The organism is Jiella sonneratiae (assembly GCF_017353515.1).
Taxonomy (GTDB): Bacteria; Pseudomonadota; Alphaproteobacteria; order Rhizobiales; family Rhizobiaceae; genus Jiella; species Jiella sonneratiae.
The window spans coordinates 22,077-38,381 of the sequence record NZ_JAFMPY010000011.1; the positions used below are offsets into that span (position 1 = coordinate 22,077).

The 16,305-nt window shown below is 67.0% G+C and carries 10 protein-coding genes; 8 read left to right on the forward strand and 2 right to left on the reverse strand.

All coding sequences use genetic code 11. From position 1 onward, the window contains the following. Positions 1–39: 39 nt before the first annotated feature. The 5 genes from J1C47_RS12265 to guaD all read left to right on the forward strand — a co-directional run bounded on the left by J1C47_RS12265 (position 40) and on the right by guaD (position 6,302). Positions 40–1,131, forward strand: a complete 1,092-nt coding sequence (locus J1C47_RS12265) for an ABC transporter permease (RefSeq protein ID WP_207351083.1) — start codon at positions 40–42, stop codon at positions 1,129–1,131. Then, complete coding sequence (locus tag J1C47_RS12270) at positions 1,128–2,051, forward strand: ABC transporter permease (RefSeq protein WP_207351061.1); 924 nt, start codon at positions 1,128–1,130, stop codon at positions 2,049–2,051. Before J1C47_RS12265 ends, J1C47_RS12270 begins: the two co-directional genes overlap by 4 nt. A 37-nt stretch (positions 2,052–2,088) precedes the next feature. After that, positions 2,089–3,180 carry a BMP family ABC transporter substrate-binding protein gene (locus J1C47_RS12275; protein ID WP_207351062.1) on the forward strand — a complete coding sequence of 364 codons (1,092 nt, stop codon included), beginning with the start codon at positions 2,089–2,091 and terminating at the stop codon, positions 3,178–3,180. Between the two features lie 406 nt (positions 3,181–3,586). Continuing rightward, entirely contained in the window at positions 3,587–4,855 is a 1,269-nt protein-coding gene (locus J1C47_RS12280; protein WP_207351063.1) for a urate hydroxylase PuuD, read from the forward strand. 58 nt (positions 4,856–4,913) lie between these two features. Beyond that, positions 4,914–6,302, forward strand: a complete 1,389-nt coding sequence (gene guaD / locus J1C47_RS12285; protein WP_207351064.1) for a guanine deaminase — start codon at positions 4,914–4,916, stop codon at positions 6,300–6,302. A gap of 1 nt (position 6,303) precedes the next feature. Here guaD and J1C47_RS12290 read toward each other — a convergent pair whose 3' ends face one another. Next, the gene (locus J1C47_RS12290) at positions 6,304–6,849 is read right to left on the reverse strand and encodes a hypothetical protein (RefSeq protein WP_207351065.1); all 546 of its coding nucleotides are present in this window, start codon (positions 6,847–6,849) and stop codon (positions 6,304–6,306) included. A gap of 501 nt (positions 6,850–7,350) precedes the next feature. Between J1C47_RS12290 and J1C47_RS12295 the strand changes: the two genes are divergently transcribed. The 3 genes from J1C47_RS12295 to glgB are packed head-to-tail and all read left to right on the forward strand — an operon-like array spanning position 7,351 to position 14,974. Next, on the forward strand, positions 7,351–9,393 hold the full coding sequence (locus J1C47_RS12295) for an alpha-1,4-glucan--maltose-1-phosphate maltosyltransferase (protein ID WP_207351066.1): 2,043 nt from the start codon (positions 7,351–7,353) through the stop codon (positions 9,391–9,393). 29 nt (positions 9,394–9,422) lie between these two features. Continuing rightward, positions 9,423–12,755, forward strand: a complete 3,333-nt coding sequence (gene treS, locus J1C47_RS12300) for a maltose alpha-D-glucosyltransferase (protein ID WP_207351067.1) — start codon at positions 9,423–9,425, stop codon at positions 12,753–12,755. A 2-nt stretch (positions 12,756–12,757) separates the two neighbouring features. Further along, a complete protein-coding gene (glgB, locus tag J1C47_RS12305; protein ID WP_207351084.1) occupies positions 12,758–14,974 on the forward strand; it encodes a 1,4-alpha-glucan branching protein GlgB in 2,217 nt (738 codons plus the stop codon). A 12-nt stretch (positions 14,975–14,986) separates the two neighbouring features. Here the strand turns inward: glgB and J1C47_RS12310 are convergent, their stop codons facing one another. Continuing rightward, positions 14,987–16,183 carry a GGDEF domain-containing protein gene (locus J1C47_RS12310; RefSeq protein ID WP_207351068.1) on the reverse strand — a complete coding sequence of 399 codons (1,197 nt, stop codon included), beginning with the start codon at positions 16,181–16,183 and terminating at the stop codon, positions 14,987–14,989. Positions 16,184–16,305 lie beyond the last annotated feature (122 nt).

A 16,305-nucleotide genomic window follows, 5' to 3' on the forward strand; every position in this document is an offset into this window, starting at 1 on the left:
CTCCTGCGCCTCGAACCGCGGCGGCAGGAAAGCCGGGCGATGATGCTGGCCGCGCCGGTGATCGCGGTGGCGGCGACGCTCATCGCCGGAGCGATCCTCTTCACCCTCCTCGGCCATGACGGCCTCGGCGCGACGCTGGAGATCTTCGTCAAGCCGCTGTTCGATCCCTATCGCTGGCAGGATCTTCTGGTGAAGGCCGCACCGCTCGCCATGATCGCGACGGGCCTTGCCATGGGCTTCAGGGCGAATGTCTGGAACATCGGCGCCGAGGGCCAGTACATTCTCGGCGGCCTCGCCGGGACGGGCGTCGCGCTCTCGACCCTCGACATGACCGGGTCGTGGATCCTGCCGCTGATGCTTATCTGCGGCGTCGTCGGCGGTATGGTCTGGGCGGCGGTCCCGGCGCTCTTGAGAACGACCCTCGGCGTCAACGAGATTCTCTCCAGCCTGATGCTGAACTACGTCGCGATCCAACTCCTCTTCTATCTGATGCGCGGGCCGTGGAAGGATCCGGAGGGCTTCAACTTCCCCCAGACGGCGATGTTCTCCGCCGACCAGACGCTGCCCATGGTGGTGCCCGGAACGCTGATCCATCTCGGCGTGCCGCTCGCCGCCGCCGTCGCGCTGACCGCCTTCTTCGTGATGGCGCGCACCGTGACCGGCTTCCAGCTCAAGGTGGTCGGGCTGGCGCCGCGGGCCGCGGCCTTCGGCGGCTTCGGCGCCGCCTCGACGGTGTGGATCGCCATGCTCTGCGGCGGCGGCCTCGCCGGGCTCGCCGGCATCCTCGAAGCCGCCGGGCCGTTCGGCCAGATGGTGCCGCAATTTCCGACCGGCTACGGCTACACGGCGATCATCGTCGCCTTTCTCGGCCGGCTGAACCCGCTCGGCATCCTCCTCGCCGCTCTCGTCCTGGCGCTGACCTATGTCGGGGGCGAGAGCGCCCAGACGACGATCGGCCTTCCCTCCGCGGCGACCGGTGTTTTCCAGGCGATGATGCTGTTCTTTCTGCTCGCCGCCGACATCCTCGTGCGCTACCGGATCGTCTCCGGCCGCGCCGCCGCGGCGTCCGCGCCCCACGCGGCCGCCGCCAAGGAGGCCGAGCCCGCCAAGGGCAAGGCGGTGACGGCATGAGCCTCGATCTCCTGGTCGCCATCCTGATGACGGTCGCCGGCGCCGCGACGCCGCTTCTCATCGCCGGGCTCGGCGAACTCGTCGTCGAAAAGTCGGGCGTCCTCAATCTCGGCGTCGAGGGGATGATGCTGATCGGCGCGGTCACCGGCTTTGCCGTCGCCACCTCCACCGGCGTGCCGGTCCTCGGCGCCCTGGCCGCGATGGCCGCCGCCGCCGCCGCCTCGCTGATCTTCGCCGTCCTCGTCCTGACCCTGATGGCCAACCAGGTGGCGACCGGCCTTGCCCTGACGATCTTCGGCACCGGCGTCTCGGCGCTGATCGGCGCGCCCTTCGTCGGCATCACGACGCCGACCCTCGGGCCGGTCTTTCCGGATTTCTTGACGTCGTCGCCGCTCCTGCGGCTCGTCTTCGGCCATTCGCCGCTGGTCTATGTCGGGCTGATCCTCACCGTCGCCGTCGCCTTCTTCCTCAACCGCTCGCGTTCCGGGCTGATCCTTCGCGCGGTCGGCGAATCCGACGCCGCCGCCCATGCGATCGGCTATCCGGTCCTGAAGATCCGCTATCTCGCCGTCCTCTTCGGCGGCGCGATGGCCGGGCTCGCGGGCTCCTACTATTCGCTGGTCCTGACCCCGATGTGGGCCGAGCGGCTCACCGCCGGCAGAGGCTGGATCGCCATCGCCCTCGTCGTCTTCGCCTCGTGGAAGCCGGGGCGCATGCTCGCCGGCGCCTATCTCTTCGGCCTCGTCATGACCATGGAGCTGCAGGCCAAGGCCGCCGGCTTCAACGTCTTCGCCCCCGAGCTCCTCGCAGCGCTCCCCTATGTCGCGACGATCGCCGTCCTCGCCATCATTTCCGCCGCGAGGCGCACCGGAACGGCCGCGCCCGCCTGTCTCGGCAAGCCGTTCCGGGCGGCCGCCTGACCAGATCCCCGCCATCCCCTCAAGAGGAGACACGAAGATGTTTCAGACCAATCGCCGCCACCTTCTCGCCGGCGCCGCAGCGCTCGGCGCCAGCTCTTTCGTCGGGCTTCCGGCCCGCGCCGCGATCGGCGAGAAGAAGGACAAGGTGAAGGCCGCCTTCGTCTATGTCGGCCCGGTCGGCGACTACGGCTATTCCTTCGCCCACGACCAGGGCCGCAAGTATCTGGAGAAGGAGCTCGGCGACAAGGTCGAGACGAACTTCGTCGAGAACGTCGCCGAAGGGCCGGATGCCGAGCGTGTCATCCGCCAGCTGGCGCAGGGCGGCAACGACATCGTCTTCACCACCTCCTTCGGCTTCATGAACCCGACTCTGAAGGTCGCCAAGCAGTTCCCGAAGGTCGCCTTCGACCACGCCACCGGCTACAAGACCGCCGCCAACATGGGCGCCTACAATTCGCGCTTCTACCAGGGCCGCGCCGTGCTCGGCACCATCGCCGGCATGATGTCGAAGACCGGCGAGGGCGGCTACATCGCTTCCTTCCCGATTCCCGAAGTCGTCATGGGCATCAACGCCTTCACGCTGGCGGCGCGGGCGAAGAACCCGAAATTCGTCACCAAGGTCGTCTGGGTCAATTCCTGGTACGACCCGGCCAAGGAGGCCGACGCCACCAAGGCGCTGCTCTCCCAGGGCGTCGACGTGATCAGCCAGCACACCGATTCGCCCGCCCCGCTGCAGGCGGCCGAGCAGGCCGGCGTCATCGCCTTCGGCCAGGCCTGGGACATGTCGAAATTCGCGCCGAAGTCGCACATGACGGCGATCGTCGACCACTGGGGCCCCTATTACGTCGACGAGGTGAAGAAGCTCCTCGCCGGCGAGTGGAAGCCGAGCGACATCTGGTGGGGCATGAAGGAGGACATCCTCGAAATGGCGCCGTTCAACGACGCGATGCCCGAGGACGTGAAGAAGGCGGCGCAGGACATCGTCGATCGCACCAAGGCGGGCGAATACGACGTCTTCACCGGCCCGATCAACAACCAGGCCGGCGAAAAGAAGGTCGCCGATGGCGAGAAGATCCCGGACGCCGACCTCCTCAAGATGGACTGGTACGTCGAGGGCGTGCAGAGCTGAGGCGTCAAGAAGTCCGGCGGCCTTGCTTTCAGAGAGACTCAGCCATTCCAAAGGTCGGCTGAGTCTCGAAGAGGCGTGAAGGGGTGCAGGCAATCGCTTCTGCGACGCTCGCGCCGAGGCACCCCCCTCTGTCCTGCCGGACGTCTCCCCCGCAAGGGGGGAGATCGGCGGCTTCGCCCGTTTCGCCTTCTCTGAAGTGCTGGTGTCGGCTTCGGCACCGAAAGTGAGCCACGGCGTCCCTGCAGGGTCGATCTCTCCCCTTGTGGGGGAGATGCCAGGCAGGGCAGAGGGGGGTGACCGGCGCCGACGTCCATGAATGGCCGGAAAGGGTGGGCTGCGCGGAGGCGATCCGTCCTTGCATCCAGCCCAATCCCATGTCGCGCAAATCCAAGGGACCCGACCCCGCATGTGGACATACCTTTCCGAATGGCTGCAGTTCGCGGTGCGGTGGATCCACGTCGTCACCGCCATCGCCTGGATCGGCTCGTCCTTCTATTTCATCGCCCTCGACCTCGGCCTGAGGCGCCGCCGCGCGCTGCCCGAGGGGGTTTCCGGCGAGGCCTGGCAGGTGCATGGCGGCGGCTTCTACAACATGCAGAAATACACCGTGGCGCCCGACGAGATGCCGGACGAACTCACCTGGTTCAAATGGGAGAGCTACGCGACCTGGCTGTCCGGCGCGGCGCTGCTCTTTCTCGTCTATTACGTCCAGGCCGATCTCTTCCTGATCGACCCTAAGGTCGCCGACCTGCCGGTCTGGGGCGCGAGCCTCATCGGCATCGCCGGCCTCGGCCTCGGCTGGATCGTCTACGACCTCCTCTGCAAGTCGCCGCTGAAGGAGAACGACACGGCGCTGCTCGCCGTCCTCTTCGTCTATGTCGTCGCGTCGAGCTATCTGTTCTCCCAGGTGTTTTCCGGCCGCGGCGCGATGCTCCACACCGGCGCGCTGATCGCGACGATCATGACCGCCAACGTCTTCCTCCTGATCATTCCGAACCAGAAGATCGTCGTCGCCGATCTGAAAGCCGGCAGGAGCCCCGACCCCGCCCTCGGCAAGGCGGCCAAGCAGCGCTCGCTGCACAACAACTATCTGACGCTGCCGGTCGTCTTCCTGATGCTGTCGAACCATTATCCGCTGGCCTTCGCGACCGAGTGGAACTGGGCGATCGCCGGCCTCGTCCTTTTGATGGGCGCGGTCGTGCGGCACTTCTTCAACACCATGCATGCGACGGGCGAAAAGCTCTGGTGGTGCTGGCCGGTCGCCGGGATCCTCTTCACCATCGTCATCACGCTCTCCGGCGCGCCGGGCTGGCGCAGCGCCGGGGCCGGGGCCGGGGCCGGAGACGAGAGCTCGCAGCGGGAATGGGGCGGCGATCCGCAATATGCGCTCGCCAACTCGCCGCATTTCGAGGCGGCGGAATCCATCGTGCTGTCGCGCTGCTCGATGTGCCATGCGAAGGAGCCGCTCTGGCCGGGCATGATCCACGCGCCGAAGAACGTCCGCCTCGAGACGCCCGCCGAGATCGTCCACTACGCCGCCCTGATCGAGCGCCAGGCGGTGCGCAGCCACGCCATGCCGCCCGGCAACGTCACCGGCCTCGAACCCGCCGAGCGCGAGATGCTGGGCCGCTGGCTCGCCGACGGTGCGGCGCCGGGTCTCGGTCGGGGACTGTAGGAACCGGGGCTGCGGGGAGGGGCTGTCGGGCCGCCGCGTTTGCGGCTATGACCGGGACATGACAGCAAGGCCCGGCACGATCGCGATCCGCGGACGGCTTCTCTCCTTCGATGCGGACCCCGCGATCGAGGCGGAGGCGCGCGCCGTCCGCTTCATCGAGGACGGCATCGTCGTCGTGCGCGACGGCCTGGTCGCCGAGGTCGGCGAAGGGCCGGCGATCGCCCGCCGCCTCGATCCCGGAACGCCGCTCGTCGACCACCGGCCGCATCTCGTCCTGCCGGGCTTCGTCGATCCGCACCTGCATCTGCCGCAGACCCAGGTGATCGCCTCCTACGGCACCGAGCTGATGGAGTGGCTGCAGAAATACACCTTTCCGGAAGAGCTGCGCTACGGCGACTCCGGCGTTGCCGGCGATGCCGCGCGCTTCCTGCTCGATACGCTGGCGGCGAACGGCACGACGACGGCGGCGGTCTACTGCACCTCCCATCCGATCAGCGCCGAGGCCTTCTTCCACGAGGCCGGGCGGCGGAACCTCAGGATGGTCGCCGGCAAGGTGATGATGGACCGCAACGCCCCGGCGGGCCTCCTCGACACGCCGCAGCGTGGCTACGACGAGACAAAGGAGTTGATCGCGACGTGGCACGGCCGCGGCCGGCTCGAAGTCGCGATCACGCCGCGCTTCGCCCCGACCTCGACCGAGGCGCAGCTGGAAGCCGCCGGGGCGCTCGCTGCCGAATATCCCGAGCTGCCGGTCCAGACGCATCTCTCCGAGAACGCCGCCGAGATCGCCTATGTCGCGGAGGCCTTGCCCTGGTCGACGGACTATACGGACGTCTACGAGCGCTACGGTCTCGTCCGCCCCCGCGCGCTCTTCGGCCACTGCATCCATCTTACCGGCCGCGAGCGCGCGGCGCTCGCCGAAAAGGGCGCGTCGGCGATCTTCTGCCCGACCTCCAACCTCTTCCTCGGTTCGGGGCTCTACGACCTTTCTGCATCCCGCGCCGCCGGCCTCATGACCGGGATCGCCACCGACATCGGCGGCGGCACCTCCTATTCGATGCTGACGACGGCCGCGGAGGGCTACAAGGTGCTGGCGCTGAAGGGCCAGAAGCTGCCCGCCTTCGAGGCCTTCCACATGCTGACGGCCGGCAATGCCGCCGCCATGGGCCTTCAGGACAGGGTCGGCCGGCTGGCGCCGGGCCTCGAGGCCGACATCGTCGTCCTCGACAGCCGCGCCACCGAGGCGATGCGCCGGCGCATGGAGCGCGTCGAGACGCTTGCCGAGGAGCTGTTTGCCCTAATGATCCTCGGCGACGAGCGGGCGACCGTCGCCACCTATGCGATGGGACGGCGGATCTTCGACCGCCATCACGCCGGCCGTCTGGCGCCGAAGCTCGACCAGCCGCCGCAGCCGAAGACCCCGCAAGGCGGCGAGAGCGCGCAGTAGGTCAAGTGGAGGCGAGGCGGCCGCCCTCTGCCCGTTTCGCGGCTTCGATTTCGCCGAACGTCCGGAGGTCGTGCGGTGAGTAGTGCAGAATGTTCTTCAGCAGGTTCTGCCGCGCGCTGATCCTGATGAGAGCGCTCTTGTCTGGCCGCCCGAAGCTTTCCTGCACGGCGTTGTAGGCGATCGCGTTGACGACATGGTAGGTCGGCGGCTCCTCGCCGTAGAAGGTCGCCATTTCGCTCTCGATTTCCGCGGCCAGACGGTCCGGCTCGCTCCCCGGCCGCTCCGCCTTTGCCAACAGGCCGTAGAAGCGGGCCTGGAACATCGCGTGGTCGCGGGCGCGGCCGCCGAAGTTGAAGACGAGCTGCAGGCCTCCGACGAGCGCGACGAGAAAGCCGATCGCGAGAGCCGCGTTGTTCTCGTCACCGATCGTCCGTGCCGTCACCTGCGCGACGCTGGCGGCGCCGAGGAGGAGGACGGCGAGGTTGCCGAGCCGTTCGCAGCGCTCGAAGAATTGCCGGCGCATCGAATGATAGATGCCATTCCGCATGGCGCGCATTCGGGTGAGGTCGATTGGAGTGAGATCGCTCATCGCGTCAATATACACACCTGCGTCGTCTATTTCCCGTCTTTCGGGGGACGTGGATCGGGAGGAAGTCTGCCGGCGTCGCGATCCTGCCTGACGATCTCCCGCGAAATGCGCGCCTGATTTGCCGGCGAAAGCGGGCCGGGCCGGCGTCTGCCGCCGTCGGAGGAGCCTTGGCGATCGCTGCCGGCACCGCGACTTCCCCCATGTCGCGGATCCTTTCCCACACCACGCTCCTCGAACCCTTAGTTGCATGATGTCCTGGATGCAATGAGGCAGTCAACACGACGAGCCGACGGAGGTGCGCGCTTTTTCGCCTCGGAGGGTCGAACCCCGGAGCCTCTTCGGGCGTTGCGACTGGACATGCCACCCGGCCCGCCTATCCCTTAACCAAGTGCTCAGCGACCGCCGTCACCTGTCGGCGGTCATCGCCCGACCCGAAATCTCGTCTCGGAAGGTTCGTGCATGTCCGATGTGGAATTGCAGTCGAAGAAGCCGAAAAAGTCCGCGAAAGCCGGCGACCCGGCGAGCGAGGCGCGGCTCTTCGCCCTTGCCGAGAACCGTGTGGCGATCGAGGGCGTCGAGCCCGAGATCGACGGTGGCCGCTTTGCGGTCAAGCGGGTCGTCGGCGAGCCGCTGACCGTCTCGGCGGACATCTTCTGCGACGGACACGACAAGATCGACGCCGCGCTGATCTACGGCCCGGCCGAGGTCGACCCGGCGAAATGGTCCGAGGTGAAGTTCGAATTCGTGGAGAACGACCGCTGGCAGGCGACGGTCACCTTCGACCGGCCCGGGCCGTATCGCTATTCCATCATCGCCTGGCGCGACCTCTACGCCTCCTGGCGGGACGAGGCGAAGAAGAAGCGCGCCGTCGGCAAGCTCACCGACCTCGAACTCATCGAGGCGCGCGAACTCGTCGCCAAAGCCGCCGATTCCGGCCGCGGAACGCGAGCCGATCAGCGGGGCCTCGCCAAGCTCTCCGAAAAGCTCGAAAAGCTCGGCCAGAAGGGCGATCATGAGGGCCAGTATGCGCTGCTGGCCTCCGACGAAGCGATCGGCCTCCTCATGGCCGCCGGCCACCGCACGCATCTGTCGCGCTATCCCGGGCAGGTGCCGGTCTGGGTCGACCGCGAGCGGGCGGCCTTCTCGGCCTGGTACGAGCTCTTCCCGCGCTCGCAGTCCGGCGATGCGGGCCGCCACGGTACTTTCGACGACGTCATCGCCCGCCTGCCGGACATCGAGGCGATGGGCTTCGACGTCCTTTATTTTCCGCCGATCCATCCGATCGGCGTCACCAACCGCAAGGGCAAGAACAACTCGCTGAAGGCCGAGCCCGGCGAGCCGGGCAGCCCCTATGCGATCGGCGGCAAGGAGGGCGGCCACCTCGCCATCCATCGCGAACTCGGGACCTTCGACGACTTCCACCGGCTGATCGACGAGGCGAAGAAGCACGGCCTCGAGATCGCCCTCGACATCGCGCTCAACGCCTCGCCGGACCATCCCTGGATCAAGGAGCATCCGGAGTGGTTCGACTGGCGACCGGACGGCACGATCAAATATGCCGAGAATCCGCCGAAGCGCTACGAGGACATCGTCAACTTCCACTTCTACCGCGGCGCGCTGCCTTCGCTGTGGTTCGCCATGCGCGACATGTTCCTGCACTGGATGAAGCACGGCGTCCGGATCTTCCGCATCGACAATCCGCACACCAAGGCCTACCCGTTCTGGGAGTGGGTGATCGGCGAGGCGCGCAAGGTCGATCCCGGCGTCATCTTCCTCGCCGAGGCCTTCACCCGCCCGAAGGTGATGAAGCGCCTCGCCAAGGTCGGCTACAACCAGTCCTATTCCTACTTCACCTGGCGGAACGAGAAGTGGGAACTCGCGGAATATCTGACCGAGCTGACCACCGAGGAATGCGCCGAATACATGCGGCCGAACTTTTTCGTGAACACGCCGGACATCAACCCGATCTATCTGCAGACCTCGGGCCGCCCGGGCTTCCGCACGCGGCTCGCCCTCGCAGCCTCGCTCGCCGGCAATTACGGGATCTATTCCGGCTTCGAGCTCTGCGAATTCCTGCCCATCCCCGGCAAGGAAGAGTATCTGAACTCCGAAAAATACGAGATCCGCGCCTTCGACTGGCATGCCGAAGGCAACATCCGCGACGACATCGTCTTCTTCAACCGGCTGAGGAAGGACGAGGCGGCGATGAAGGACTTCCGCTCGCTCGCCTTCTTCAACTTCTGGAACGAGCAGGTCCTCTACTACGGCAAGCGGACGAAGGATCGTTCGTCCTATCTCCTGTTCATGGTGAACCTCGATCCGCATCACGATCAGGGCGGGCATTTCGAGGTGCCGCTGTGGGAGTTCGGCCTGCCGGACGACGCGACGATCCATGCGACCGACATGGCGACCGGCAACGCCTTCGCCTGGACCGGCAAGATCCAGCACTGGTGGCTGAATCCGCAGGACCGGCCCTACGCCGTCTTCAAGCTGTCCCGATAAGAACCAGAACGCCGAAAGCGCCCGCCTCAATGAACGAGTTTGCCGCCATCGTCGCCCCGGAGACCACTTCTGGGCCGGATCTCAACGCCCCGGACTGGTACAAGGACGCGATCATCTACCAGCTCCACGTCAAGACCTTCGTCGATTCGAACGGCGACGGGATCGGCGACTTCGCCGGCCTGTTGTCCCGGCTCGACTACATCCAGGAGCTCGGCGTCACCGCGATCTGGCTCCTGCCGTTCTACCCGTCGCCGCTGCGCGACGACGGCTACGACATCTCCGACTACCGCTCGGTGAACCCGTCCTACGGCACGCTGGAAGACGTCGAGCGGCTGATCGAGGAGGCGCACAAGCGCGGCATGCGGGTGATCACCGAGCTGGTGATCAACCACACCTCCGACCAGCATCCCTGGTTCCAGGCGGCGCGGCGCGCGCCGAAGGGGAGCCCCGAGCGCGACTTCTACGTCTGGGCGGACGACGACAAGGGCTACGACCTCACCCGCATTATCTTCCTCGACACGGAGACCTCGAACTGGACCTGGGATCCGGTCGCCCAGCAGTATTTCTGGCACCGCTTCTATTCGCACCAGCCGGATCTCAACTTCGACAATCCGAAGGTCATGGAGGAGGTTCTCTCCACCATGCATTTCTGGCTGGACAAGGGGGTCGACGGGCTGCGCCTCGACGCGATCCCCTATCTCGTCGAACGCGAGGGTACCAACAACGAGAACCTGCCCGAGACCCACGACGTCCTGAAGGCGATCCGCGCCGATCTCGACGTGCACTATCCCGGCAAGATGCTGCTCGCCGAGGCGAACCAGTGGCCGGAGGATACGCGGCCGTATTTCGGCGAGGGCGACGAATGCCACATGGCGTTCCACTTCCCGCTGATGCCGCGCATGTACATGGCGCTGGCCCAGGAAGACCGGCACCCGATCACCGACATCATGCGCCAGACGCCGGACATCCCGGACAACTGCCAGTGGGCAATCTTCCTCAGGAACCACGACGAGTTGACGCTCGAAATGGTGACGGAGGAGGAGCGCGACTATCTCTGGTCGACCTATGCCGCCGACACCCGCGCCCGCATCAATCTCGGCATCCGCCGGCGCCTGGCGCCGCTGATGGGCAACGACCGGCGCAAGGTCGAGCTCCTGAACGCTCTCCTGATGTCCATGCCCGGGACGCCCGTCGTCTATTACGGCGACGAGATCGGCATGGGCGACAACTACTATCTCGGCGACCGCGACGGTGTCAGGACGCCGATGCAGTGGTCGGCCGACCGCAACGGCGGCTTCTCGCGCTCCGATCCGCAGCGGCTCTATCTGCCGGTGATCCAGGACGCGGTCTACGGCTACCAGGCCCTCAACGTCGAGGCGCAGTCGAACAATCCCGCCTCGCAGCTCAACTGGATGCGGCGGCTGATCCAGGTGCGCCGGACGAAGGAGGCCTTCGGGCGCGGCGAGATCAACTTCATCCTGCCCTCCAACCGCAAGGTCCTCGTCTATCTGCGCGAATTCGCCGAGGAGCGGGTGCTGTGCGTCGCCAATCTCTCGGGCTCCGCCCAGGCGGTCGAGATCGACCTTTCGGCCTATGCCGGCTCGGTGCCGATCGAGATGCTGGGGCTTTCCGCCTTCCCGCAGATCGGCACGCAGCCCTACGTCCTGACGCTGCCGGCCTACGGCTTCTTCTGGTTCGATCTCGCCGACGGCAGTGCGGCGCAACAGCGCTATCCCTCCGCGCCGGTGGCGCTGCCGGCCTTCTCGACGCTGGTCGCCCAGGGCGATCTCAAGGCGACGGTCGGCGGGCGCAACCTCACCGAACTGAAGACGATCCTGCCCGACTACGTCGCCAACCAGCGCTGGTTCGCCGGCAAGGCGGCCGGGCGGCGGGCCCTCGACGTCTCGGTGCTCGGCCCGCCGTCGCCGGACAGCCGCCGCCACCTCCTCACCGAACTGCGGGTCGACACGCCGGACGGCGGCCAGAACTATTTCATGCCGCTGTCGGTGCGCTGGGGCGAGGCGCATCTGTCGACCCAGGACCCGGACCTGCCCTACACCATCGCGAAGGTGCGCCAGGGGCCGCGCATCGGCGCGCTGATCGACGGCACGCGCAGCGCCGATTTCGCCAAGGTCGTGATCGCGCTGATCGCGGCGGACGCCGGCGTCGAGCTCTCCGGCGGCGAACTCGTCGTCGAGGCTTCGGCGAGCGAGCGCGAGGGGCTCGCCCGCACCCTTCTCGTCGACAACGATGCCATCCGCGTCCTGTCCGGCGAACAGTCGAACACCTCGCTGCTGATCGGCGGCGAGGCGATCCTGAAATACTACCGGCGGCTGCGCGACGGCATCCAGCCGGAACTCGAGGTCACCCGCTTCCTCACCGAAAAAACCGACTTCGAGGCCGCACCGGCGCTCTACGGTTCGATCGAGCTGAAGCGGCCGGACGGAACCCGCACCGCCATCGCGGCGCTGTTCGAGCAGGTGCAGAATCAGGGCGATGCCTGGACGGTGATCGTCGAGGCGCTGGCGCGCTACCTGCGCGATCACGCCTATGCCCATCAGCCGCTCGCCGACGAGAATCTCGAAACCGGCGCGCTCAGCGAACCGAAGCTGCAGATCCAGATCGATCCGGCCGAGGTTCTCGGGCGCCGCACCGGCGAGATGCATGCCGCGCTCGCCACCTCGACCGGGGATCCGGCTTTCGAACCCGAGCCCCTCGACGACGACAGCTACATGGCGATCGTCAACGAAGCGAAGGAGGATGCGCGCGAGGCGCTGGGCGTCCTCGCCAAGGCGCGCGCGAACCTGCCGGCCGAGGAGATGGAGAACGTCGACCGGCTGCTCGGGTCGGAAAAGGACATCCTCACCTTCTTCGACCGCTTCGGCGGGCTGAAGGTCGAGGCAGCGAGAACCCGCATCCACGGCGACTACCATCTCGGTCAGATCCTCGTCGCCAAGAACGACGTCGTCATCCTGGATTTCGAGGGCGAGCCGGGCCGGTCGCTGGAGGAGCGCCGCGCCAAGACCTCGCCGCTGCGGGACGTCGCCGGCATGCTGCGCTCGTTCGACTACGCGGCTTTCGCCGCGAGGGACCGCTCCGGCCCCGTCGACGAGGCGACGGCCGAAAGGCTGCGCGAGATGGCGACGAGCTGGCGCGACGAGGTGAGCGAGCAGTTCCTCCTGCACTGGAGCGAGGCGTCGAAGATCGCCCTCGACGAGCCGATGCGCCAACTGCTCGATCTCTTCGTCCTGCAGAAGGCCTTCTACGAGCTTCGTTACGAGGCCGCCATGCGGCCTGCATGGCTGTCGATTCCCCTGCGCGGCATCGTCGCCCTCCTCGAGAAACGACAGGTACTGAAATGAACATGATTCCCGCAAAACCTCCCGAAGGCGTCGAGCACAGGCCCGACGAGCGCCAGGCCTGGGAGATCGGTCGCGGCGTTCACGGCGACCCGTTCTCGATCCTCGGCCGCTTCCCCACAGACGGCGGCGCGATCGTCCGGGTCTACCGGCCCGGCGCGCATTCGGCCAAGGTGGTCGACGCCGGCGGCAAGGAACTCGCCTTGCTGGAATCCTTCGGTCCTGAAGGGTTCTTCACCGGCTACGTGCCCGGCCTCGACGGCGGCGCCGCCTATCGCATGCGCTACGGCCATGGCGGCGGCCAGGAGTGGGACGAGGAGGATCCCTACCGCTTCGGACCGATCCTTGGCGATCAGGACGTCTATCTTCTCGCCGAGGGCAACCACTACCGCTTCTACGAGAAGCTCGGGGCCCATCCCAAGGAGATGGACGGCACCTCCGGCGTCGCCTTCGCGGTCTGGGCGCCGGGCGCCCGCCGCGTCTCGGTGGTCGGCCACTTCAATTCCTGGGACGGCCGGCGCTCGGTCATGCGCAAGCGTCACGAATGCGGCGTCTGGGAGCTCTTCGTGCCGAATCTCGGCAGGGGCGAGGTCTACAAGTTCGAGGTGATCGGTCCGGACGGCAACGTGCAGCCGCTGAAGGCCGATCCCGTCGGCTTCCGGCAGGAACTCGCTCCCTCCACCGCCTCGCTCGTCGACGGCCTCGTCGAGCACGAGTGGCAGGACGCCGAGTTCCGCGCCCAGCCCGACGACTGGCAGAGCCGCGAGAAGCCGATCGCCATCTACGAGGTGCATCTCGGCTCCTGGCGCCGCGGCGACGGTAACGAGATGCTCGACTACGACGCGCTCGCCCGCGAGCTCGTCCCCTATGTCAAGGACATGGGCTTCACCCATGTGGAGTTCCTGCCGGTCTCCGAGCACCCGTTCTACGGCTCCTGGGGCTACCAGCCGATCGGCCTCTTCGCGCCGACCTCGCGCTGGGGATCGCCCGAGGCCTTCGCGCGGCTCGTCGACGCGCTGCATCAGGAGGGGATCGGCGTTCTCCTCGACTGGGTGCCCGGCCACTTCCCGACCGACGTGCACGGCCTCGTGCGCTTCGACGGCACGGCGATCTACGAGCATCCGGATCCGCGGCGCGGCTTCCACAAGGACTGGAACACGCTGATCTACGACTACGGCCGGCCGCAGGTGAAGAACTTCCTCGTCGCCAACGGCATGTACTGGCTCGACCGCTTCCACATCGACGGGCTGCGCGTCGATGCCGTCGCCTCGATGCTGTATCTCGACTATTCCCGCTCGCACGGGGAATGGGAGCCGAACATCTACGGCGGCCGCGAGAACCTCGAGGCGATCACCTTCCTGAAGGACGCCAACGAGCGGATCGGCGAGTACTACCCGAAGGCGACCACCCACGCCGAGGAATCGACGGCCTTTCCGGACGTGTCGAAGCCGACCTATGCCGGTGGCCTCGGCTTTCACTTCAAGTGGAACATGGGCTGGATGCACGACACCCTGCATTACATGCAGGAGGACCCGGTCAACCGGCGCTACCACCATCATCACATGACCTTCGGGATGGTCTACGCCTATTCGGAAAACTTCGTCCTGCCGCTCTCCCACGACGAGGTCGTCTACGGAAAGGGCTCGCTGCTCGGCAAGATGCCCGGCGACGAGTGGCAGAAGTTCGCCAATCTGAGGGCCTATTTCGGCTTCATGTGGACCCACCCCGGCAAGAAGCTGCTGTTCATGGGCGGCGAGTTCGGCCAGTGGGCGGAATGGAACCACGACCAGTCGCTCGACTGGCACCTGCTCGACAATCCGCGGCATGCCGGCGTCCAGAGGCTGGTGCGCGACCTCAACACCCTCTACCGCGAGGTGCCGGCGCTGCATCAGCTCGACTGCGACCCCGGCGGCTTCGAATGGGTCGACACCGCCAATGTCGACGAGAGCGTCATCGCCTTCCTGCGCAAGGACCGCGACGGGCGGCAGGTGCTGATCGTCTCGAACTTCACGCCGATCCCCCGGCACGACTACCGGGTCGGCGTCTCGAAGGACGGCACCTGGACGGAACGGCTGAACACCGATGCGGAGATCTACGGCGGCTCGAATGTCGGCAACATGGGCGGCAAGGCGGCGGAAGAGCATTCCGTCCACGGACGGCCCTATTCGATCTCGCTGACGCTTCCGCCGCTCGCGACCGTCGTCATGGTCCACGAAGGCTGAGGCACCGTCCGCTCAGACGGGCAGACCCATCCCGCGCGGGAGGATCGGCGGGGTTTCGGCCTCGGCCTCTCGCAGGGCGGCGTCCTCGACGCGGTTGCGGCCGCTGGTCTTCGCCCGGTAGAGCGCCTCGTCCGCCCGGAAGAGCAGCGCCTCGAGCCTTTCAGGTTCCTGGGTCGTCGTCAGGCCGATGCTGACCGTCGCCGAGACCGGGCCGAGGTCGAGATCGAGCATCGCACGTTCGAAGTCGAGGCGGATCGCCTCCGCGAGGCGCCATGCGCCCGCCGGGTCGCCGTCGGCGATCACGACGGAAAATTCCTCGCCGCCCAACCGGGCGAAGATGTCGCCGGGCGCGAGGCGCGCCCGGACGATCGCGGCGAAGCGCCGCAGCACCTCGTCGCCGAAGCTGTGGCCGAAGATGTCGTTCACCTGCTTGAAGTTGTCGAGGTCGAGCATCATCAGTGCGGCCGTCCGATGCGGGCCGGCCCTGGCGAGCGCGCGCTCGGCCTTCAACTGGAAGGCACGGCGGTTGTCGGCACCCGTCAGAAAGTCGGTCTCGGCGAGCCTGATCAGCGAGGTCTCGCGCTTCTCCCGCAGCAGGGCGAGCATCAGATAGCCGACGAGGACGGACGTCCAGAGGCCTTCCATGATGACGATCTGGAAGCCGACGCCGCGGGCTGCGTCGCTGACCGGACCGAGGGCGCCGACGGACCAGATCAAACGCCCGAGAAAGAAGGCGGCGCGCAGCGACATGACGACCGCGAGAACGCGGCCGAGCCGGTCGATCCGCGGGGAAAAGGCCAGACGGGCGCTGATTGCCGAGATCGTCGCCGTCGCCGCCGACATGACGACCACCCTCGTGTCGAAGTCGGCCGCCAGGGGGGAGGTGAACCAGAAGACCAGCCAGCAAAGGCTCGGGAACAGGACGAGGGCAAGGCTCGGTCGCCGGCCCGCAAAGGCGGCGATGCCGGCGCCGACCGCGCTGTAGGAGGCGAGGAAGGCGGCGTTCGACAGGCCGATCGAGAGAAAGTCGAAGGCCAAAATTCCCCGCAGCGGGAAGACCGATGCGCCGGCGGCGCTCGAAAGGAAGGCCGCGCACCACCAGCCGGCGGCGGGATCGCGAAACTTCCGCCACTCGGACAGCATCGCCGCGCCGGCGATGAGGCAGGTACCCATGGTGAGACAGAGAATGAGCGGGATGTTGCCGGTCATCGGCGGCCCGCGAGGGGAGCAAATTGCGACTTCATCTGCCCACGACCTCGCCCCGACCCTCGTTCCAGGCGTTCCCGCCACTCGCAGCACCGAACCTCGCGCCGCGGATGGCGCGCCGCGAT